General features: G+C 37.5%; 13 protein-coding genes and 2 tRNA genes. 12 read left to right on the top strand and 3 right to left on the bottom strand.

What is annotated here, in order from left to right:
* Positions 1–5: 5 nt before the first annotated feature.
* The 3 genes from JKA74_RS16965 (at position 6) to JKA74_RS16955 (ending at position 1,508) form a co-directional block, all read left to right on the top strand.
* A complete protein-coding gene (locus JKA74_RS16965) occupies positions 6–416 on the top strand; it encodes an acyl-CoA thioesterase (RefSeq protein ID WP_201432424.1) in 411 nt (136 codons plus the stop codon).
* Positions 406–1,335: a YihY/virulence factor BrkB family protein gene (locus tag JKA74_RS16960; RefSeq protein ID WP_201432423.1), complete on the top strand. Its 930-nt coding sequence runs from the start codon at positions 406–408 to the stop codon at positions 1,333–1,335. Before JKA74_RS16965 ends, JKA74_RS16960 begins: the two co-directional genes overlap by 11 nt.
* A gap of 88 nt (positions 1,336–1,423) precedes the next feature.
* A tRNA-Ser gene (locus JKA74_RS16955) sits at positions 1,424–1,508 on the top strand.
* Positions 1,509–1,761: 253 nt separating this feature from the next.
* Here JKA74_RS16955 and JKA74_RS16950 read toward each other — a convergent pair.
* Positions 1,762–1,835 (bottom strand) — tRNA-Ala (locus JKA74_RS16950).
* A 38-nt stretch (positions 1,836–1,873) separates the two neighbouring features.
* Positions 1,874–2,374 carry a C40 family peptidase gene (locus JKA74_RS16945; protein ID WP_317193618.1) on the bottom strand — a complete coding sequence of 167 codons (501 nt, stop codon included), beginning with the start codon at positions 2,372–2,374 and terminating at the stop codon, positions 1,874–1,876.
* A 19-nt stretch (positions 2,375–2,393) separates the two neighbouring features.
* On the opposite strand from JKA74_RS16945, the gene JKA74_RS16940 reads away from it, so the two are divergent.
* From JKA74_RS16940 to asnB, 6 genes are all read left to right on the top strand, one after another.
* Positions 2,394–3,806 (top strand): FAD-binding oxidoreductase, encoded by a 1,413-nt coding sequence (locus tag JKA74_RS16940; RefSeq protein WP_201432422.1) that lies wholly within the window; start codon positions 2,394–2,396, stop codon positions 3,804–3,806.
* Between the two features lie 75 nt (positions 3,807–3,881).
* Positions 3,882–4,577 carry a TetR/AcrR family transcriptional regulator gene (locus tag JKA74_RS16935; RefSeq protein ID WP_201432421.1) on the top strand — a complete coding sequence of 232 codons (696 nt, stop codon included), beginning with the start codon at positions 3,882–3,884 and terminating at the stop codon, positions 4,575–4,577.
* Entirely contained in the window at positions 4,577–6,307 is a 1,731-nt protein-coding gene (locus JKA74_RS16930; RefSeq protein ID WP_201432420.1) for a peptidase domain-containing ABC transporter, read from the top strand. Before JKA74_RS16935 ends, JKA74_RS16930 begins: the two co-directional genes overlap by 1 nt.
* Positions 6,300–7,673, top strand: coding sequence for an HlyD family secretion protein (locus JKA74_RS16925; RefSeq protein WP_201432419.1), 1,374 nt, complete (start codon positions 6,300–6,302; stop codon positions 7,671–7,673). The genes JKA74_RS16930 and JKA74_RS16925 overlap by 8 nt, the downstream gene beginning before the upstream one ends.
* Positions 7,670–9,085, top strand: coding sequence for a TolC family protein (locus JKA74_RS16920; protein ID WP_201432418.1), 1,416 nt, complete (start codon positions 7,670–7,672; stop codon positions 9,083–9,085). The genes JKA74_RS16925 and JKA74_RS16920 overlap by 4 nt, the downstream gene beginning before the upstream one ends.
* A gap of 38 nt (positions 9,086–9,123) precedes the next feature.
* Entirely contained in the window at positions 9,124–11,019 is a 1,896-nt protein-coding gene (gene asnB / locus JKA74_RS16915) for an asparagine synthase (glutamine-hydrolyzing) (RefSeq protein WP_201432417.1), read from the top strand.
* 19 nt (positions 11,020–11,038) lie between these two features.
* Here the strand turns inward: asnB and JKA74_RS16910 are convergent, their stop codons facing one another.
* On the bottom strand, positions 11,039–13,213 hold the full coding sequence (locus tag JKA74_RS16910; protein ID WP_201432416.1) for a bifunctional alpha,alpha-trehalose-phosphate synthase (UDP-forming)/trehalose-phosphatase: 2,175 nt from the start codon (positions 13,211–13,213) through the stop codon (positions 11,039–11,041).
* A 271-nt stretch (positions 13,214–13,484) separates the two neighbouring features.
* Between JKA74_RS16910 and JKA74_RS16905 the strand changes: the two genes are divergently transcribed.
* The 3 genes from JKA74_RS16905 to tamL all read left to right on the top strand — a co-directional run bounded on the left by JKA74_RS16905 (position 13,485) and on the right by tamL (position 21,341).
* Positions 13,485–13,934 (top strand): hypothetical protein, encoded by a 450-nt coding sequence (locus JKA74_RS16905; protein ID WP_201432415.1) that lies wholly within the window; start codon positions 13,485–13,487, stop codon positions 13,932–13,934.
* A 119-nt stretch (positions 13,935–14,053) separates the two neighbouring features.
* A complete protein-coding gene (locus JKA74_RS16900) occupies positions 14,054–19,024 on the top strand; it encodes a translocation/assembly module TamB domain-containing protein (RefSeq protein ID WP_201432414.1) in 4,971 nt (1,656 codons plus the stop codon).
* Positions 19,017–21,341: a translocation and assembly module lipoprotein TamL gene (gene tamL, locus JKA74_RS16895; RefSeq protein WP_201432413.1), complete on the top strand. Its 2,325-nt coding sequence runs from the start codon at positions 19,017–19,019 to the stop codon at positions 21,339–21,341. The genes JKA74_RS16900 and tamL overlap by 8 nt, the downstream gene beginning before the upstream one ends.
* The last annotated feature ends 22 nt before the right edge of the window (positions 21,342–21,363 follow it).

The following is a 21,363-nucleotide window of genomic DNA, read 5'->3' as shown; positions in this document are numbered from 1 at the left end:
GGTAGATGTATCTGTTTGAACATAAATTACGTGTGCGATATGCTGAAACAGACCAGATGGGCTATTGCTATTACGGTAACTACTCTACTTACTACGAAGTTGCTCGTGTGGAATCCATTAGAAGCCATGGATTGTCCTATAAGAAAATTGAGGAAGAGGGTGTAATCATGCCGGTTTTTGAGAATCATTCTAAATTTTTCAGGCCTGCTTTGTATGACGATGAACTTCTTATTAGGTTAAGCATTCATGAAAAGCCCGGGGTGAAGATCAAATACCATTATGAGATTTTTAAAGAAGAGGTATTGATACACAAAGGCTACACCGTACTTGTGTTTGTGAACAAGGCAAGCGGGAAACCCTGTCAAATCCCCCCACTTTTGGCAGATGTACTAAATCCTTTTTTTGATGAAGTATAAATACTTACGAATCATATTGTCCATTCCTTTTCTAAGAGACTTCATTCACTTTCTGAAGAGAAAAAAGCTAAAGACAAGTGGCGTATCTTATTTTAAATTGTTTCAAATTTTCGGGGAAGAGTTAAGGGATCAGAACATTATTGAAAGAGCTAATAATGTGGCTTTTCATTTTACACTGGCGATTTTCCCGGCCATTATTTTCCTCTTCACCTTAATTCCGGAACTGCCTATAGAGAACCTTACGGAAGAAGTGATGACATTGTTGGAAAGCACTATGCCGGCTTCCATTTATGCTGAAGCAGAAACAACCATAGAGGATATTCTGTCAAAATCCAGGGGAGGATTGCTTTCAGTGGGTTTTATTTTTGCTTTGTACTTTGCAACCAACGGTACTACAGCTTTGATCAATGCATTTAACCGAACTTACCGAACAAAAGAAAGGCGTAGTTTTCTCAGGTCAAAATTGGTGGCTCTATCCCTTACATTTCTGTTGGCATTTGTATTGTTCACTTCCATTATTTTATTGATTGTTGCACAATTAGCTATAAACTACCTGGAGAGTTGGGGGCTCTTTAACGATTCCTTCGAGATATATTTATTTGTTGTTTTAAGGTTTCTGGTAGTGTTTTTCTTATTCCAGATTGCCATTTCAGTAATATACTACATTGCTCCGGCAGTACAGGAAAAATGGCATTTTTTCAATCCCGGTTCTATTTTAGCTACTCTGTTATGTTTGGCAGCTTCATTCGGATTCTCATTTTACATTAATAATTTCGGAACGTACAATAAGTTATATGGCTCGATTGGGGCCTTAATAGCTCTTATGATCTGGTTTTCATTCCTCTCTCTTTTCCTGATTGTAGGACTGGAGTTAAATGTGAGTCTGGACCATGCCAAAAAAGGAAAGCCACTGAAGTGATATTTTTTTTGCGCTTTTTATTTGCACTGAAATAAATTTCGCCTACATTTGCATTCCAATTCGGGAAAGGATTCCGGATTTTGATTATAGAGGAGTGGCAGAGTGGTCGATCGCGTTGGTCTTGAAAACCAATGTACCGCGAGGTACCGGGGGTTCGAATCCCTCCTCCTCTGCAAGATTCAAACCCTGATAGTGAAAACTGTCAGGGTTTTTTTATGAGCTATGATTTAATAGTTTGTTCACATATTTTATTTGTTCACGTAACGTGAACACCCTGCTTTTGTGAACAAGTAAAATAAATTTCCGGCAATAGATTGCTGGTTTTATGAATAAAGCACCCTACACACCTTTTAAATTACAAAATCGGTAAAGTATTGCCGTAAAGAAATATGAAACAAAAAAAGCCACCCTGTTTGGGTGGCTTTGTGGAGCATATCGGAGTCGAACCGATGACCTCTTCACTGCCAGCGAAGCGCTCTAGCCAGCTGAGCTAATGCCCCGGTAATTGGGCATGCAAATCTATGAAAAAAAACCAATCTTAAAAATATCTACGGGCTTTCCTGAATTTTTTTGTGTAATAATCAGTATAAATATTTGTTTCAATTACTCCCAGGCTGGAAGAAGCATGGATAAATCGTACATCATTTTTGCTTCTTACTTCAGTTACTAAGCCCACATGGGTGATTTTCCTTCTTCTTTTACCCATGGCAAAGAAAACCAGGTCACCTTTTTTTAACTTTCTGAATTTTACCTTGCCACCGGTTTTACTTTGTTCGGCTGATGTGCGAGGAATTGTCATCCCTGCTGATTTAAAACTCACATAAAGCAAGCCCGAACAATCCATTCCTGATCGGTTGACCCCTCCCCACTTGTAGGGCGTACCTATATACGATCTTGAAGTAGCAATTATAGTGTCTAATTTCCTCTCCCTGATTTTAGCTTTTTTGCTTGTTATACAACTTGATAGGGTGGTGAGTACTAAAATTGTAATTAATAATTGAAAGAAATATAATTTACTACTTTTGTGTTGTGTCATCATCAATTAACGAAGCATTCAAATGGAATCTGTTACAAATCAAAGCATTTTTGAAGAAATAGCCAGTATTGTAGGTAAAGAAAATGCCTTTTTATTGGACGTAGACAAATTAAAGTATGGTCATGATGAGACGGAAGACTATTCTTTTATGCCAGATTTGGTGGTTAAACCACATACTCCTGAACAAATCAGCAACATATTAAAAAAATGTAATGAACACTTAATTCCGGTTACTCCACGTGGAGGAGGCACAGGATTGAGCGGAGGTGCTTTGCCTACTAAAAATGGAGTAGTAATCAGTATGGAGCGTTTTAATAACATACTGTCCATTGATGAATTAAACCTGCAAGCCACTGTAGAGCCTGGTGTAATTACTGAGGTTTTCCAGAATGCAGTAAAGGAAAAAGGATTATTTTATCCGCCTGATCCATCCAGCAAAGGTACCTGTTTCTTAGGTGGAAATCTGGCTGAAAATGCTGGCGGTCCTAAAGCTGTAAAGTATGGCGTTACCCGGGATTATGTAATCAATATGGAAGTGGTTTTGCCAAGCGGGGAGATTATCTGGACAGGTGCCAATGTACTAAAGAATAGTACAGGTTATAACCTTACTCAGTTAATGTGTGGCAGCGAAGGTACTTTGGGCATTGTGACTAAAATAGTTTTTAAATTAAGGCCTTTTCCCAAGAAAGATGTAACACTTCTGGCACCATTTACCAGTAATGAAGAAGCTTGCAGGGCTATAGCCGCCATCTTTAAAGCAGGAGTATCTCCTTCAGGAATGGAATTTATGGAAAGGGATGCCATCGAGAAAACTCAAAAATATCTTTTGGAACATATGGGACAGAAGGTGAATATTGAATTGCCTGATAACATTAAAGCACATTTACTCATTGAGCTCGATGGAAATGATGATGAAGTTTTAATGAATGAAGCGGAAGTGATCCTGAATGTTTTGGAAGATTTTGATACAGGGGAAATTTTATTTGCAGATAACCAATCACGTAAGGATGAGCTTTGGAAACTAAGGCGCAATGTAAGTCCGGCTGTTAATGCCTATTCTCTTACTAAGGCAGAGGATGTAGTGGTACCTCGTGGAAACTTGCCAGCATTAATAGTTTTTATAAAAGAAGTAGGTGCTAAATACGGATTTAATTCAGTATGCTATGGTCATGCAGGGGATGGTAATCTTCATATCAATATCATGAAAGAAAACCTGAGTGATGCTTACTGGAATAATGAAGTAAATGAAGGCATACGTGAGATTTTTGAAGAAGTAGTAGCATTGGGAGGTACGCTTTCCGGGGAGCATGGAATAGGCATTGCTAAAAGACCTTATATGCAAATGGCTCTGGGTGATGTAAATCTTAATTTGATGAGAGGTATTAAAAAAGTGTTTGATCCCAATGGTATTCTTAACCCTGATAAAATTTTTTAAAATAAAAATGAACAATTCTTAAGGATTATCGTTTTTGATAGTATTACTTTTAATTAAGAAGGAAATACTTTTAAAATGAGCGATTTATTATCTTCGATTAAAATTGAAGTGAACCCCCTTATCTATCTAAAAGACCCTGAATCATCAGATTTAGGTAGAAAAATACTTTCAACATCTTTAACGATGATTGATGAGTTGGGTATGGAGCATTTTACGTTTCGTAAATTAGCAAAAGAATTAAAGACTACGGAAAGCTCCATTTATCGGTATTTTGAAAGTAAACATAAGCTACTTCTTTATTTTTATAACTGGTATTGGGCCTGGCTTGAATACAAAATAGTTTTTGGCACTAATAATATTGAGCCTTCTTCTTCTAAATTAAAAAAGGCAATTGAAATAATATGTCAGCCTATTAAAAACGAGAAAGCGGAAAGAGAAAACATCTCTTTTTCGCTTCGAAGTTTAATTAATATTGTTATTTCCGAATCATCTAAAGCTTATTTAATTAAAGAAGTTGATGAGGAAAACAAAGCTGGTTTTTTTCTGGCATTTAAAACAGTGGTTAAAAGGCTTGTTAAGATAGTTCACGAAATTGATCCCAATTATCCTCACGCCCATACTTTGGTCTCTACCTGTATTGAAGGTATATTACATCAATATTATTTTGCCCGGCATTTGCCATCATTATCAGATGTAAGTAAGGACTCCGATCAATTGGCAGATATTTTTTTTCACATTATATATAACAATTTGAAACAACAAGGTAAATAATGGCTTCAGAAACATCCATTCATCCGTTAAAAAGATTTATTGCTTTACTAAAGCCTGAAAAGAAGCTTGTATTAACTATCTATATCTATGCAATTTTCGCTGGATTAGTTAGCCTTACTTTGCCGCTTGGCATTCAGGCTATCATCAACCTTATTTTAGGTGGACAAGTAAGCACCTCCTGGATAGTACTAGTTGCATTAGTCATTATCGGAGTAATTGTTTTTGGGTTCTTGCAAGTCAGGCAGTTATCCATAAATGAAATTTTGCAACAAAAGATTTTTACACGTGCTTCTTTTGAATTTGCCTACAGAATACCAAAATTCAAACTGGACCAGATAAAAGGAACCTATTTGCCGGAATTAATTAATCGCTTTTTTGATACTGCCTCCATACAAAAAGGCTTATCAAAGATTCTAATTGATTTTACAACTGCCTTCTTCCAGATTGTTTTTGGCTTATTGCTTATTTCTTTTTACCACCCTTTCTTTATATTGTTCTCTATATTTTTAGTGATACTCATATTTCTAATTGTTCGGTTTACTTTTCCCAAAGGACTTGAAACAAGTATTATTGAATCACACCACAAATATGCTACCGCTCATTGGCTGGAGGAGTTGGCCCGAAATGTAGAAACCTTCAAAATGGCATCGGATTCAAAATTGCCTTTGGAGAAGAATGATGAGAATACCGAAGCCTACATTAAAGCCAGACGTTCTCACTTTAATGTGTTAAAAAATCAATATAACCTGCTTATCATATTTAAAGCAGTAGTCACCGCAGGTTTGCTTCTGATTGGAGGTCTGTTGGTTTTTCAGCAACAAATGAATATTGGTCAGTTTGTGGCTGCTGAAATCATCATCATTCTTATCATTAATTCTGTGGAGAAAATGATCTTTACGCTAGAATCAATTTATGATATCCTTACCTCAGTCGATAAGTTGGCAGTAGTGACCGATTTGCCTTTAGAAGATATGGCAACTGGGTATAGGGATTTTAAAGTAGATGAAGAAGGGATAGAGGTGAAATTAAAGAATTTAACTTTGGCTCAGAATGGTTCTACGCATAAATTTCTTAATAATATTACTCTTGATATAAAACCGGGAGAGAAAATTTGCCTTACCGGTACTTCCAATGCAGGTAAAACTATTATACTTCAATTATTGGCAGGGTGGTTTGATTTTTATGAGGGAAATATATCATTTAATGGGGTTCCATTACAAGATATCAATTTAACGCAATTGCGTAAAAAAATAGGTGATTGTATGTCAACGGAAGGAATTTTTCACGGTACTGTAGCAGAAAACTTAAGTATGGGGGTTGAATCAATTTCTTTCGATGAATTACAGGAAGCATGTGAAGTTACCGGATTGAGCGAGTACCTGGAATCAGAACCCTCAGGTTTTCAGAAAATATTGTTTCCTGGTGATAAAACCTTGCCCAAAAGAGCTAAACAACAGTTGTTATGGGCTAGAGGGATTTTAGGTAATAAATCCCTTATACTTTGGGAAGATGCATTTGGTATGGTTTCGTATAAAGAGAAATTAGATTTTGTCAAATATCTTACAAACAGTAAGAAAACAGTTGTATTAGTAAGTAATAATATGGATGTGATAGAAAAATGTGATCGTGTAATAGGAATGGAGAAGGGTAAATTGTTATATGATATCCCAGGTTTGGATGCTAAAAATCATAATTGGTTTCAAGAAATAGCTTTAAGTAAAAATGCTTAATATCAGCCCATATTCTATTAGGAATAAAGTTAAAGAGAAAGACTTTCGTTCATTTGGCCTTTTTGATGATACCGAACCTGACAAATTGTTGAAACGTTTGTTAGTAGCACTTTTCGTCAGTTTTATCTTTATTTCCTTTCTTCCATGGACCCAGAATGTGAGAAGTAAAGGGAAAGTAACTGCTTTATCTCCCTCCCACAGGCCACAAGAGTTAAATTCATTAATTGATGGAAGAATAGAGGAATGGTTTGTTCAGGAAGGACAAAAGGTGAAAAAGGGAGATAGTTTATTGTTTATTTCTGAAACAAAGGAATCTTATTTTGATCCGCGTTTAATTGAACGTACGCAGGAGCAATTAGCAGCAAAACGTCAATCGCTTGATTTTTATGAAGACAAAATAAAAGCATTGGACAACCAAATAAAGGCTATTGAACAGAATAGAAGACTCAAACAAGAGCAAGCAAGAAACTATTTAAGGCAGGCTGAATTAAAAATTCAGGCAGACAGTATTGACTATCAGGCTGCAATAACTAACCTTGAAATAGCTCAACGACAGCTTGAAAGGCAGGAAGAATTATATGAAGAGGGTTTGAAATCCCTTACGGATCTGGAAAGCAGGAGGCTAAAGTTACAGGAAGCATTGGCAAAAAAAATCAGTGCTGAAAGCAAGCTTTTAAGTAGTCAAAACCAATTTCTGAATGCGCAGATAGAACTTAATTCCGTATACAATGAATATACTGATAAATTACAAAAAGCATATTCAGAGCAATTTAGCACGCGCTCTAACCTTCAGGATGCCAGAATGGAAGTAGTGAAAATTGAGAATCAGTTGACAAATTACCAGGTAAGGGCAGGTTATTATTATGTGACAGCTCCTCAGGATGGTTATATAACTGAAGCGGTAAGTACGGGAATTGGGGAAAACATAAAAGCAGGAGAACCATTAATTACATTAATGCCTGATAATATTGAGTATGCTGTGGAGATGTATGTGAAGCCAATGAATTTACCCCTTATGCATGTTGGAAATGATGTAAGAATAATTTTTGATGGCTGGCCTACTATTGTATTTTCTGGCTGGCCCAACATTTCTTATGGAACATTTGGCGGAGAGGTAGTTGCTATAGATAGGTTTATCAGTGATAATGGGATGTACAGGCTGTTGGTAAAACAAGATCCTGAAGAACCGGAGTGGCCTGAGGCAATTAGAGTAGGAGGCGGAGCCAATACCCTGGCATTATTGCATGATGTGCCAATATGGTATGAGATCTGGAGACAAATTAATGGCTTTCCACCTAATTATTATAATCCTGAGAATGAGGATAATAATGTAGTATATGAAGAGAAAGGAAAGGAAAAAAAATGAGAAATTTCTTTTGTCTTATCTTATGTGCCATAATTTTTATAGGTAATCAGAAAGCCCGGGCCCAGGAACTTTCCGGGGAACTAACGGAGGAACAATTCCTTCGCTTGGTTTTGGAAAATCACCCTATGGCTCAACAGGCCCAGAACTTAATGGAAATGGGAGAATTTGCTGTACTTCAGGCCAGGGGAGGATTTGATCCCTATTTATTCTCTAAGAATAAGCAGAAATTTTACAATGGCACTAATTATTACCTTTACAGCAACTCAGGTATTACCTTGCCCACCCGTACTGGAATTAAAGTACAGGCTGGGTACGATTGGAATGAAGGTGAATATATTAGCCGGGAAAGAACACTTCCTCCTCAAGGCTTATGGTATGCAGGTGTTTCTGTACCTGTACTTCAAGGATTAATAATAGATGAGCGCAGGGCCGCACTTCAGCAAGCATTTATTGAAAGACAAAATTTTGAAAATGAGGCAAGGCTTTTATTGATTGATGTCATGTTACAAGCCAGTCGAAATTATTGGCAATGGGTGCAGTACAAATATCAGAAAATTGTTGTGGAGGAGGCCATAGAATTGGCTGCAGATAATTTTCAGAATTTCAAAATAGCTTTTAGGCAAGGAGATAAACCCGCGGTGGATACACTGGAAGCTTCTATCCAGCTACAAAACTTATCCATTCAAAATCAGCAGTTAGATAATGATTTGGAAACGGCAAGGTTAAATTTGTACACTTTCCTCTGGGGAGATGAACGCAATCCTTTAGAGGAAGGAGATTTTTATCCGTCAGACGTTAATACTATTTCCGAAGATCAAATTGATAGCTTAAGGGCTACCCTTCCCATTTTTGTGCAAGATCATCCGGAGATAAGATCTTACGAATTCAAAATGCAGATGATTCGGATAGATAGCAGGCTGAAAAGAGAAAAATTAAAACCTAAATTAGACCTGGAATATAATGTCCTGCAAAATCCTGCCAATGATATAAGTGAAGTGGCAGGATTGGATAATTATAATTGGGGACTCACTTTTAGTGTTCCTCTTTTATTACGTTCAGAAAGAGGTGCTTTGAGGTTGAATGAGCTAAAATTTGAAAATGCCAACTTGCAAGTGCAACAAAAACGCCTGGAAATATTGAATAAAGCCCGGCAGTATGAAAATACTTTTCAAAATATAAGCACTCAATTGGAAACGTATCAACAAGTAGTAAGGCAATATGAACAATTGCTTACTGCGGAATTAAGAAAATTTGAGATGGGTGAAAGTAGTATTTTCCTTATCAATTACCGTCAGATGAGCCTTGTTGATGCGCGGTTGAAATATATTGAGCTGCAATCGAAATACAGGTACTATTACAGACAGTGGTTACACAGCTTAGGAGCGGATACTTCACTTTGGTTGAATGAATAATTATAACTATCTCAGCAGAATTTCATTATCTTCGCGGCATGTGCGGCATAACAGGAATATTTGCTTTTAATGAGATCGGAAGGTTTAATCTCCCCAATTTATCTTTGGCTACTGAAGAGTTAAGCCATCGTGGACCTGATCATCAAAATATTTATGTAGATGAATTTGTGGGGTTGGGACACAGACGCCTATCCGTTATAGATCTTTCCTCTGCAGGAAACCAACCTATGTCCGCTCATGATGGCAGGTATCAAATTGTTTTTAATGGGGAAATATACAATTACAAGCAACTCAGGCAAGATCTCACTTCCCGGGGAGTAACTTTCCAAACTGAAAGTGATACTGAAGTATTGCTACAGATGCTTATTCATCATGGGGCAGATGCACTCCCTCAACTCAATGGATTTTTTGCTTTTGCCTTTTATGATGTGCAAAAACAGGAAATCCTCCTGGCAAGGGATCGCTATGGTATTAAACCTCTTTATTATTTTAAGGATGAAGATCGTTTCATTTTCGGTAGCGAGTTAAAAGCAATAATGAAATTTGGGATTGAAAAAAAAGTAGATGCCAATGCCTTGTTTACCTATTTACAATTAAACTACTTGCCTGCTCCCATGAGCATGGTGAAAGGTGTTAAAAAGTTAATGCCTGGCCAATATGCTGTAGTAAAAAAGAAATCGGTAGAGATTAACAATTGGTACCAGCTGAAAGATACTTTTGGGCAACAATTTAGCGGCACTTATAATGAAGCTCAGGAAAAGCTGAGGTTACTGATGAATCAGTCTGTAGAACGCAGATTGGTGGCTGATGTCCCCTTAGGTACATTTTTAAGTGGAGGAGTGGATTCTTCCATTATATCGGCACTGGTTGCAGAAAAAACCAACCATCTTCATACTTTCTCCATAGGCTATAAAGGTCATTCTTACTTTGACGAAACAGAATATGCCAATGCTGTAGCCAAACATATAGGCTCAGAGCATCAGGTTTTTCAACTTAGTCTGGATGATTTATACACTTATTTACCTAAAATGCTCAGGCAATTTTCAGAGCCTTTTGCTGACAGTTCTGCCCTGCCTGTTTATGCCCTTAGTCAGCTGACAAAAGAAAAGGTGACAGTTGCATTGTCAGGTGATGGAGCAGATGAACTATTTGGCGGATACAATAAACATGCTGCTTTATACCGTTTATGGCATCCCGGCTTAAAAGAAAAATTGGCAGGGTCTTTAGGCTTTCTATGGAATTTATTGCCTAAGTCCCGAAATAATCCATTAGCTAATAAAGCCAGGCAATTAAGTAAATTTGCGGAGGCCTCAAAATTAGATGTTTCAGAACAAGTCTGGTTACTGGCAAGCTTACAGTCAGGCAGAGGAGTAACGGATATTTTATCTGATGATATGTTGGAGGAGATAGATTTTGAAGCTTTTGACTTATGGAAGTCTGGCACACTTAACCATATCACCCAACCCTCAATTAATCAGGCCTTACAATTGGATCAGCAATTGGTGCTACAAGGAGATATGCTTCAAAAAGTGGACTTGATGAGCATGGCGCATGCTTTGGAAGTACGTGTGCCTTTTCTGGATCATGAACTGGTGGCTTTTGCCAATAGCCTTCCTGAAGGATTTAAGGTGAATGGCAGTATGAAAAAGAGAATATTACAAGATACATTCCGTGATAAATTACCAGCCAAAATTTACAATAGGCCCAAGCATGGATTTGAAGTACCGCTTTTAAGTTGGTTGCAAAACCAGTTAAAAGGAGATATCAATAATAAATGGCTCAGCCAGGACTTTATTGAGTCCCAAGCCATTTTTGATGTGGAAGGTGTTGAAAAACTTAAGAGAAAGCTTTTTTCATCCGATCCGGGTGACAGCCATGCGCATGTTTGGGCACTTATTTGTTTCCAGGAATGGTGGAATGTATTTATGAAATAAAAGCCCCAATTGCTAACTACTATTTCGCATCAATCATATCCTGTAGTAAACTTCTTACTTCTTCATGGTTTTCTACGGCAAACTTGGCAAAAGAAAATCCACTTCCTACTTTTATAGTATGAGCTTTATCAGTTAAGGCTTCAAAAGTATCCTCATCCGTACGATCGTCTCCAAAAACCATGATGTAGTCATAATTCTGTCCTTTAATTCTTTCGAGTGAGGCCTTTCCTTTATTAATTGCAGAAGGCTTTACTTCTACTACATGGTCACCATCTATCACATTAAGGTCTTTATTGGTCATAAAATGCTTTAAATGACTTGACAATTCCCTTGAACGTAAATCTCCCAAACCTTTTTCTACTTTTCTGTAGTGCCAAACCAACGTATGATCTTTCTCTTCTAAAAATGCCCCAGGTGTTCTCTGAATATAGAACTCCATAATGCTTCTGGCTTCTGTTTTCCATTCATTGGAAATCAGATTCTCATTTTCCTCCCAATCTTTACCCGCTCTTTTTACTTTTATACCATGTTCAGCAATCAAATCAATGTCCAGATCGGAAAGCCACAGATCAAGGTTACCTGCTTTTCTTCCACTAATAATAACCAATTGGGCTATTTTGGAAAGCTTCTTCAGAATCCCTGTCAACTCTTCATCTGGTGCGCAATCATTCGGGTCTTCATGGAATGGAACCAATGTGCCATCATAATCTAAAAAGATGATTGGTTCTTTTGCCTTTTTAAATTCTTCAACTAATTTTTCTTTCAAACCACTATTCAACTTCTTAGTGGCCATAGCTAATTGTCGTTTTTTCAGGTCTTTGAGGTTGTTGATAAACAAATCTACCCATTGAAAAATGGTGTATTTTTGTACTGTTTTTTGCATACTGCTCATTCTCCTTTTCTGCTCCGACAGAGGCATTTCCAATGCAGTCTTTATGGAAAGCACCATCTGTGCTTCGTCATTAGGGTTTACCAGCAAGGCATCAGAAAGCTCTTTGGAGGCACCTGCCATCTCACTCAATATGAGCACGCCATCCACATTTTCACGAGAGGCAATGTATTCTTTGGAGACAAGGTTCATCCCGTCTCTGTTGGGAGTAATCATAGCGATTTTGCACATTCTGTAAAAAGCCGATAAATCATCAAGAGGGAAACTCCTGTAATAAAAATGAATAGGTACATAATTAATGGTGCCATACTTTCCATTGATGTGGCCCACCAGAAATTCTACTTCTTCCTTAAGCTCTTTATAGCTAGGTACTTTATCGCGAGAAGGAACCACTATCAAAAACATGGAGACCCTTCCCTGATATTCAGGGTATTCTCCCAGGAATTTTTCAAAAGCCCTTAACCTGCCGGGAATTCCTTTGGAATAATCCAGTCTGTCCATGGAGAGAATTAAATCCTGTGGACCAAGGGAATCACGGTAACTAATTTCCTTGGCTTTGGCAAGTTGACTTCCTGCCGATTCAGCATATTTGTCATAATCAATCCCCATAGGTAAGGAGTCCACTTCTACCAGACGGTTTTTCACAAGAATCTGATTTCTGTTATAGCTATAGCCGGCCAGCCTATGGCAGCTACTTAAAAAGTGCCGCATATCATCATAAGTATGAAAACCTATAAAGTCTGCTCCTAAAAGACCATTTAAAAGTTTTTTCCTCCAGGGGATCATTCTAAAAACTTCATATGAAGGGAAAGGAATGTGTTGAAAGAATCCTATAGTCACATTAGGGAATTTGTTTCTGAGCAATTCCGGAACAAGCATTAATTGGTAATCATGTACCCAAATAGTATCATCAGGCTCAAGCCATTTAGAAATAGCATCTGCAAATTTCTGATTGGCTTGCATATAGGCTATCCATTCTTTCTCTTTAAAGCGCATATGATGAATGAAATAATGGAAAGCAGGCCATAAGGTTTGGTTGCTAAACCCTAAATAGAACTCCTGTACTTCACTTTCTGAAAGAAATACGGGGCGCATATTCCTATTGATGAGTTCTTCCTCTACCTCTTGTTCCTCTTCCTTTTCCAGGGAAATACCTGGCCAGCCAATCCAGATATTATCATTTTCTTTATAAATGGAACCGAGGCCGGTAGCCAGGCCGCCTTCACTGGTTTTATAAATTAGTTCTTCCTCTTCTTTTTCTATTCTAATCGGTAATCTATTGGATACAATGATAGTTTTTGCCATAATTATTAAAGTTGGTATCCCAATTTAAGAGTTATACATGGGTTTTCATACCCCTGGGGGATTTGTTTTCCGTTATTTTAGATACGGAAGTAAGCAATAAATGATGTAACTAATGGTCTTATTCACAAGAGGCTAATTTCATATAACGGTTTTTTTTAGAAATATATGGATGTGATATTTGATGAATTTTTGGATTGCACCAACTTTAGAATTAAAAAAAAAATGGCTGCTTTCTTTCCTTTTTGTATCTTTTAAGCCAAATTGGAAGCACATGTTAAAAAAGAGGGTTTTTGTTGGTTTTCTAATCAGTCTGATTCAGATATTACTGTTTTATTGCGTCTATAGATTTTTGTGGCTCTCAGAATCCATTTTCGGGTTGTCTACTGAAAGAACGGTGTTCGAAAACCTATTTTTGGATTGGTTTGTGAATGATTATGTCCTGGTATTTGGTGTGCTTATAGTTCTTCAAAATACTTTAATAATCATTACCTGGCGTAAAAACTGGACATTGATCCTTCGGATTGTCACTTCTATACTCCATAGCTTGTTTTGGTTGGAGAATATGCAAACCTTGAAAAATGAATCTATTATTTTAGGGATTTCCGGGCTTCTGTTAATTTGGCTGGGTCCTATTTTTGAAAATATTCTGATATCAATATTTAATATTAAGCACCCTTATAAAGAGCAGGAATTTTATGAAGATTTAGATATTAAGAAATAAAATAGCCAATCTTTTTTTTTCTTTTCCGTTTATTAAACAAACTCATTGCCTTATAACTTAGGTAATTCCAGTTAATTTTTCTTTTAATTTATATTTCCTTAAAACCTCTATTTGCTAATTTGAAAAAATTTGGAAAGATAGTCTTATATACTTTCAGTATTCTGCTTTTGTTACTGATTGTCATCCTATTGTTGTTACGATTGCCTGTCGTACAACAGAAGATTACAGATTATGCTACAGATTTTGTAAGTGAGAAAACCAACACAGAGGTAAAAATAGACAAACTTTATATTTCCTTTCTTGGAGAAGCCATTGTTGAGGGTCTTTATGTGGAGGATCAACAACAGGACACTCTTATTTATTCAGAATCTTTATTAGTAGATATGGCGTGGCGCCCAATGCTTTTAGGGAAATATATTTTGAAGAACCTTGAACTGGAAGGTTTAAGGGCAAATGTGCACAACAGTCCACAGGATACAACATTTAACTACCAGTTTATCATTGATGCATTTGCAGGAGAGAATGAGGAGCCTCCTAAGGAGGAAAAGCAAAAAGAATCAAATACCACTTTTAAAGTCCGCGATGTTGATTTAGAAGATATCGCACTCACCTACTCGGATTACACTATAGGTTTAAATACTTCTTTGCAATTGGGCAAACTGGAAATAGCCATGGATGAGTTTGATTTGGACAGCCTCATATTTTCAGTAGACAATTTAAACCTTTCAAATGTAGTCCTTAATTATAGCCAGAAGCAGGAATTTGCTGAGACGGAAGAAAGCCAGGATACCACAGGACTATTGCCCCACATTACCATTGAAGACTTACAGTTGCAAGATATTGCCATCAACTATGAGACAAAATTTGACAGCATGTCAATCAGTGCCCTTTGGAAAGAATTGGCACTTAAAGAATCCGGTATTGATCTCAATAAAAACCATGTTTTTGTAGAAAGCTTTTTAAACGAGCAGGAATATTTTCATTTTCAAATGGCAGAAAGTACGGGTACACAGGATACCACGAGCACCTCTGATTCTTCCGAAAGCTTTGACTGGCCTGATTGGAACATCCAGATAAACCAATTTGATTTTAATATTGCTGATTTAAGCTTTCACCAGGGACAAAAACCGGAAAACCGGCAAGGGTTTAATGCAGCGCATATGGAATTTCAGGATTTAAGCCTGGAGCTGGAGGAGTTAAATTATAAGCAGAAGCTTCTTGATTTGAATAGTATAGGATTATCAGTGAAAGATTCTAATCAATTTCAATTGAAAGAACTCACTACAGGCATTGCTTTTGATCAAAACCAAGTCGTTATATCTGATTTTGTGTTGCGAACAAACCAATCTGTTTTTGAAACTAATTTGGTACTTAATTATGAAGAGCTGGACTCTTTGATGCAAGGTAGCCTTTATGGAAGCGATGTGGATTTAAAAATTGGTTTAGGTACACAAATCAACCTTACTGACGCCTACTATTTTGCCCCGGAATTAAGAACTGATACCTCCTTTAGGGATTTGGCCAAACACCCTTTCAAATTATATGGAAATATAGAAGGCTCAACTGAGCAGATGAATTTGAGTCAAATAAAACTATTCTATGGGCAACACTTTTCTTTGGCCATAAATGGTCGTGCCGAACAAATTCTTTCCACGGAAAATCTATCGGTTTTCCTGGATAATATCAATTTGAAAGGCAGAACCTCTGATTTCAAGGGTTTTTTACCTTCGGATTACCCCTCTCATTACCCTCAGAAACTCCAGATGACGGGTCAGGCTTCATGGGACAAAGGTAAAGCAAGAGCTGATTTACGAACTGTGATAGATGATATTTCCAAAATCCGGTTAAGTGGGAACTTCAATATGAACGAACCGAAAAATTACAATCTCAAATTAAATGGAGAGGACCTGGCTCTGGACAAATGGCTTCAGGATACAGCCACTTATAAACCGGTAGATTTAATGCTAACTGTAAAAGGTCAGGGAATAGAATTAGCGAACATTAAGGCGGAAGCCGATTTAAAAATAGATAACCTTTCCTACCTACAAAATGATTTTAAACCAATAGAGTTACATGCTGAATTAATAGATAATGAGGTCTCCTTACATACAGAGTATACTAATAGCGTTCTGGATTTCATGCTGGATGTTTCAGGAAATATTGACAGTCTGGATCAGTCAATTAGGGTAGCAACCAAAATAAAAAGAATGAATCTGTTGGCTTTTGGAATAGCTGATTCATTGGCATATCTGCAAATGAATGCCTTTGCCAACTTAAGAATGAATGAAAACGAGCAGTTTGCAGATTTGAAAATCAATAATTTCTCCTTTGGAACTGAGGAGGAAGCTTATCCTTTTAATGATCTTCAGTTTAATTTATATAACTCTCCTGATTCAAGCATGATCAATTTAAATTGGGAAGAAATAGCTTTTAATACACACATCAATCAATCTTTAGAAGTATTGTCCAACATTGATTTTAGCCTTGGCAGCTTACTGGCAATGCAATTATTTGAAGAGGATACCACTTCGCAAGGGTTGTATGTGGATTTTAAACTAGATGCAGCCCTGAGTAATAATATTGAAAATTTCCTTCCTTTTGACCTTCACTTTGAGCCTTTATTACTTGTTGGGGAATACTCAGCACAAGATGAGGCATTGGAAATCTTTTTGGATATGCCTATGCTAACTTTTCAGGATATCAAAATTGACAGCCTGCAGGTGGACATTGTTTCTGATGCTGAAAATTTAGAAGCTACTACCACTATCAATAGAATAACATCAGGCATTATGGATATATATCCTACCCGATTGAGGGCTACCGTTAGTGAGCAACAAGCAGTGTTTAATTTTTATATGCAAGATGAAGAGGAAGATAGCCTTTTCCATGTAAGTGCCGAAGCAAGGAACAATAATGATTCACTCGTCTGGAATATTTCTCCCCAAAACCTGATACTGAATGGGGGAGATTGGAATTTGGATGAGAACAACCAATTGTATTTTGATAAAGAAGCACCTATGATCCGGAACCTGGCTTTTGAAAGGAATCAACAGCTTTTCAGCTTAAGCACTGAAAGTGGGGAGACTACCGCTATGTTATTTAATTTTGAGAATTTCAAAATCCAGAATTTCTTCGCCATTATCAATGCCGAAGAAAGTCCGCTAAAGGGAGTTCTTAAAGGAGAGGTAAAAATGGATGATTTTACACAACCGTTAAACCTTTATGCCTCTTTGAATTTAAATGATATTAAAGTATTACAGGAGGATGCAGGCAACCTTTACCTTGATGTGAAAGAAGAGAGTGCCGGCCGTTATGCATTGAATTTGAACATCAATGGTCCATTAAATATGGATAATAAAGGTTGGTTTGATACCTCTTCCGACACTTTGCAATTTGAAATGGCATCTAAAATTAACGAATTGTCTTTGCCTTTTATAACCACTTTTACTGAAGGCTTAATTAAGGAAGCAGAAGGGGCATTAACAGGAAATTTTGATATAAATGGAACGCCTTCTGATTTTACTTATTCTGGAAAGTTACAGTTTCAGAAAGCCTCACTATTACTGACCGATTTGAATACTTCATTTGGCTTGCCAAATGAAACCATTACCCTGGAAAAGGAGAAAATAGCGTTAAATAACTTTACATTAGTAGATCGGCAGGGACAGAAAATGCAGCTTAATGGTACCATACTGACGGATGATTTTACTGATCCGGAAATAGACCTGCAGGTAAATGCTAAAAACTTTCAATTAATGAATTCCACCAAAGAGGATAATGAACTATTTTATGGGAAAGCTTTTGTAGATATAAATGCTGACTGGAAAGGTAGAGTGAGTAATGCGAAAATAAGTGCCACTGTGAGCCTTAATGAGGACACTGATTTCTCCTATGTTATTCCCGATTCAGAAGTTGATATGGTAGAAAGAGAAGGTATTGTAGAATTTAAAAGTCCTTATGAACCGGCTGATACAGTGAAAAATGAAGAGGAGGTTCAAAGTACTCAGCTCTCCGGTATGGAAATTACAGCCAATATCAAAACTGATAAGAATGCCGCTTTCAACATTATTGTAGATGAAAGAAGGGGTGATTATTTAACAGTTTCAGGAGAAGCAGACCTGTTATTAAACTTAAGGAAAAACGGCACACTAACCTTGAGTGGTAACTATCTTGTGAATAGTGGCTTTTATCAACTTAGTTTATACGACTTGGTAAAAAGGAAATTTGAAATTAAAAGTGGAAGCGAAATAAGCTGGACGGGAGATCCTATGGGAGCTTCCCTGGATATTACAGCTCAATACAATGTGGAAACAGCTCCAAATAGCCTTATGGAAGACCAGATTTCCGGATCGGCCACGCAGGTGCAAAACCGCTACCGTCAGAAACTACCGTTTATAGTGCAGTTATTTGTGGATGGGTCTATCTCCAAGCCGGAAATTTCATTTGGATTGGACATGCCACAAAATTCAAGAGGAGCAATAGGTGGAACCGTATACCAACAAATTCAGGCTATTAATGAAAATGAAACAAGATTAAACAAGCAGGTTTTCTCATTATTGGTGTTAAATCAATTTTTCCCGGCCGGAAGCGAAAGTAGTGGCCCCGATTCCGAGGCGATAGCACGAAATAGTGCCAGTCAGATACTATCAAACCAACTCAATAAGCTAAGCGACCGATACATAAAAGGAGTTGATTTGGAAATGGACTTAAAGAGCTATGAAGATTATGAAACGGGAACGGCACAAGATAGAACGCAATTGGATGTTAGTTTAAGTAAGTCACTTTTTGACGACAGGTTCAGGGTAAAAGTAGGTAGCCAGGTAGACCTTGAAGGGGAGCAAAGAGAGAGACAAAGCGCCACAGATGTATTGGGCAATGTTTTAGTGGAATATTTACTCACTGAAGATGGTCGGTATATGTTAACTGGTTTCCGTAGGAATGAATTTGAAGGGCTTTTGGATGGGCAAGTAATAGTAACCGGGGTATCAGTTAAGTTTACTAAAGAGTTTGATAAACTTAGTGAACTTTGGTCGAAAGAAGAGGAACTTGATGAGCCGGAGAATACAGAAGAAGTTGAGGAAAATGAATAAATCGTTTGCAAAAAATATAGTACTGATTTTATTATTGCTAACAACTATGTTGAGTTGCAATACCTTAAAGCACTTACCTGAAAACGAACGTTTATACTTGGGTGCAGATATTTCTTTTGAGGGTGGTGTGCCCAATAAATATAAAAATGAAATCCTCGATAAAGTAGAGGATGTATTGATTCCCGAGCCCAATAATAAAATTGCAGGGATGAGGATCGGGCTGTGGGCATACCAAAAAGTAGAGCGTGATGAAGCCGGTTTTTTTGCCAAATGGGTAAATAAAAAAATTGGGGAGGAGCCTGTTTTAATGAGTGATGTAGAAACAGGAACAGTTGAAAAACTAATGTTTAACAGGCTGGAAAACCTGGGGTTTTTCTATAGTGAGATCGATTCCGATACCATTCATGAAGAGAAAACCGGAGAAGCTTTTTATGTTATTCGACCTGGAGATCGTTTGATGATTGCAGATTATCAATACACACAAAGAGGAGACTCAGCATTGGATACGCTAATAGTGCAGCATATCCGGGATCAAAAAATATTGAGGGAAGGCCAGCCTTATACGCTTGATAAATTGACCGAAGAACGAGGGGAGATTGCTCAATTACTGAAGGATTATGGCTTTTACTATTTTACAGACAACTACTTGTTTTTTGATGCGGATACTTTAAGTACGGAGTTGGACAATCAAGTTTCACTTACCCTTTCAATTAAAAGAACCACTCCTGAAGACGCACTTTTGAGATATGTTATAGGAGACATAAAAGTTTACCCTAATTACCAGGTAAAGATGGACAGCTCTGAGGTTTCGTTGGACTCTACAGAGTATGAAGGAGTGAGATTCATTCAGGAAGAAGAGTTTTTCCGGCCAGACCGTCTGCATCCTTACTTGTTATTGAATGAGGGAGACTATTATAATCAGACAAATGAAGATCACACAAGCCGTAGGTTAAATTCTTTACGAACCTATAGATTTGTGAGTATTCGTTTTCAGGAAGATTCAGTTCAGAAAGATGGGTTGGGACAGTTGAATACCTCAATCTACCTTTCTCCAATGAGAAAAAGAGCTTTTAGGACTGAATTACAGCTAGTGTCAAAATCGAATAATTTTGCCGGCCCCACCTTTAATATGGAATATGAAAATCGAAATTTATTTCGTGGAGGCGAAAGTTTCACTGTAACAGGTAAAATTGGTTATGAAGCACAAATATCAGGAGGTGACCTTTCTGGTTTAAGTAGTTTGGAAACAGGTATAAAAGGAGAGCTGCTGGTGCCAAGGATAATTGCTCCTTTTAATCTGGAGCAGTATTTCCGTTATTCTGTGCCTAAAACCAAATTTGTTTTGTCCTATGATTTGCTCCGGAGGTCACAGTTATTTTCTCTAAATTCATTTCTGGCACAAATGGGTTACACATGGAATGCCAACCGATATGTAAGTCACAACTTAAATCCTATATCCATTAATTTGATTAATCTTTCCAATACCACTGCGGAATTTGAAGGTATATTGGATGATAACCCACTGCTGGAACGTAGCTTTGAGCAACAGTTTATAGCAGGCTTAACTTATTCATTTCAGTATAATAAATTACTGAAGCAGGAACAAAAAAGCCGCTTTTTTCTGCTTTTCACTGCGGATTTTGCTGGTAATACAATTGCATTGGGACAAAATATTGGTGGTATAGAAGGTGAAGACAGAGAGTTTTTAGGTCAGCAGTATGCCCAATATTCAAAGTTTGATGTGGATGTCCGCCACTATCTGAACCTTGGAGATGAGCCACGATTAGTGAGCAGGGTTTTTGCAGGTTTTGGTTTGCCGTATGGTAATTCCGATAACCTTCCTTTCTCGAAACAATATTTTTCAGGTGGTCCCAATAGTGTAAGGGCTTTCCGGATTAGATCTCTTGGTCCCGGTGGGTACGTACCTGAAGAAAGCAGAAGTAGAACAGGTTCTTTCTTTGATCAGGCAGGGGATATTAAACTGGAAGCCAATTTAGAATATCGTTTCCCAATAGTTTCAGTTTTAAAAGGAGCTGTTTTCACCGATGCAGGTAATGTATGGCTCAGGAATGTAGAAGATGTTGAAGGGGACGGCAGAAAGTTTAGCTCAGGTTGGATAGATCAGGTTGCGGTTGGCGCAGGGGTCGGCCTCAGAGTGGACATTGAATTTTTTGTAATTCGGCTTGATGTGGCCACACCTTTGAGAAAGCCTGATGAAAATGGTGATTTCTTTTGGCAGGATGATTTCCGCTATGGAGACAAGAGTTGGCGCAGGGATAACGTGATCTGGAACTTTGGAATTGGATATCCTTTCTAAATTTGAGCCAGCGTGCTTTTAA

The organism is Marivirga aurantiaca (assembly GCF_016679925.1).
Classification (GTDB): domain Bacteria; phylum Bacteroidota; class Bacteroidia; order Cytophagales; family Cyclobacteriaceae; genus Marivirga; species Marivirga aurantiaca.
This window is presented reverse-complemented; position numbering and strand designations above follow the sequence as displayed.

What these genes read in the sequence shown, in the direction of transcription:
- JKA74_RS16965 (WP_201432424.1), top strand. Translation starts at nt 6, where the DNA reads ATGTATCTGTTTGAACATAAATTACGTGTGCGATATGCTGAAACAGAC.
- JKA74_RS16925 (WP_201432419.1), top strand. Translation starts at nt 6,300, where the DNA reads ATGCTTAATATCAGCCCATATTCTATTAGGAATAAAGTTAAAGAGAAA.
- asnB (WP_201432417.1), top strand. Translation starts at nt 9,124, where the DNA reads ATGTGCGGCATAACAGGAATATTTGCTTTTAATGAGATCGGAAGGTTT.
- tamL (WP_201432413.1), top strand. Translation starts at nt 19,017, where the DNA reads ATGAATAAATCGTTTGCAAAAAATATAGTACTGATTTTATTATTGCTA.
- JKA74_RS16960 (WP_201432423.1), top strand. Translation starts at nt 406, where the DNA reads ATGAAGTATAAATACTTACGAATCATATTGTCCATTCCTTTTCTAAGA.
- JKA74_RS16935 (WP_201432421.1), top strand. Translation starts at nt 3,882, where the DNA reads ATGAGCGATTTATTATCTTCGATTAAAATTGAAGTGAACCCCCTTATC.
- JKA74_RS16920 (WP_201432418.1), top strand. Translation starts at nt 7,670, where the DNA reads ATGAGAAATTTCTTTTGTCTTATCTTATGTGCCATAATTTTTATAGGT.
- JKA74_RS16945 (WP_317193618.1), bottom strand. Translation starts at nt 2,374, where the DNA reads ATGATGACACAACACAAAAGTAGTAAATTATATTTCTTTCAATTATTA.
- JKA74_RS16910 (WP_201432416.1), bottom strand. Translation starts at nt 13,213, where the DNA reads ATGGCAAAAACTATCATTGTATCCAATAGATTACCGATTAGAATAGAA.
- JKA74_RS16940 (WP_201432422.1), top strand. Translation starts at nt 2,394, where the DNA reads ATGGAATCTGTTACAAATCAAAGCATTTTTGAAGAAATAGCCAGTATT.
- JKA74_RS16905 (WP_201432415.1), top strand. Translation starts at nt 13,485, where the DNA reads ATGTTAAAAAAGAGGGTTTTTGTTGGTTTTCTAATCAGTCTGATTCAG.
- JKA74_RS16930 (WP_201432420.1), top strand. Translation starts at nt 4,577, where the DNA reads ATGGCTTCAGAAACATCCATTCATCCGTTAAAAAGATTTATTGCTTTA.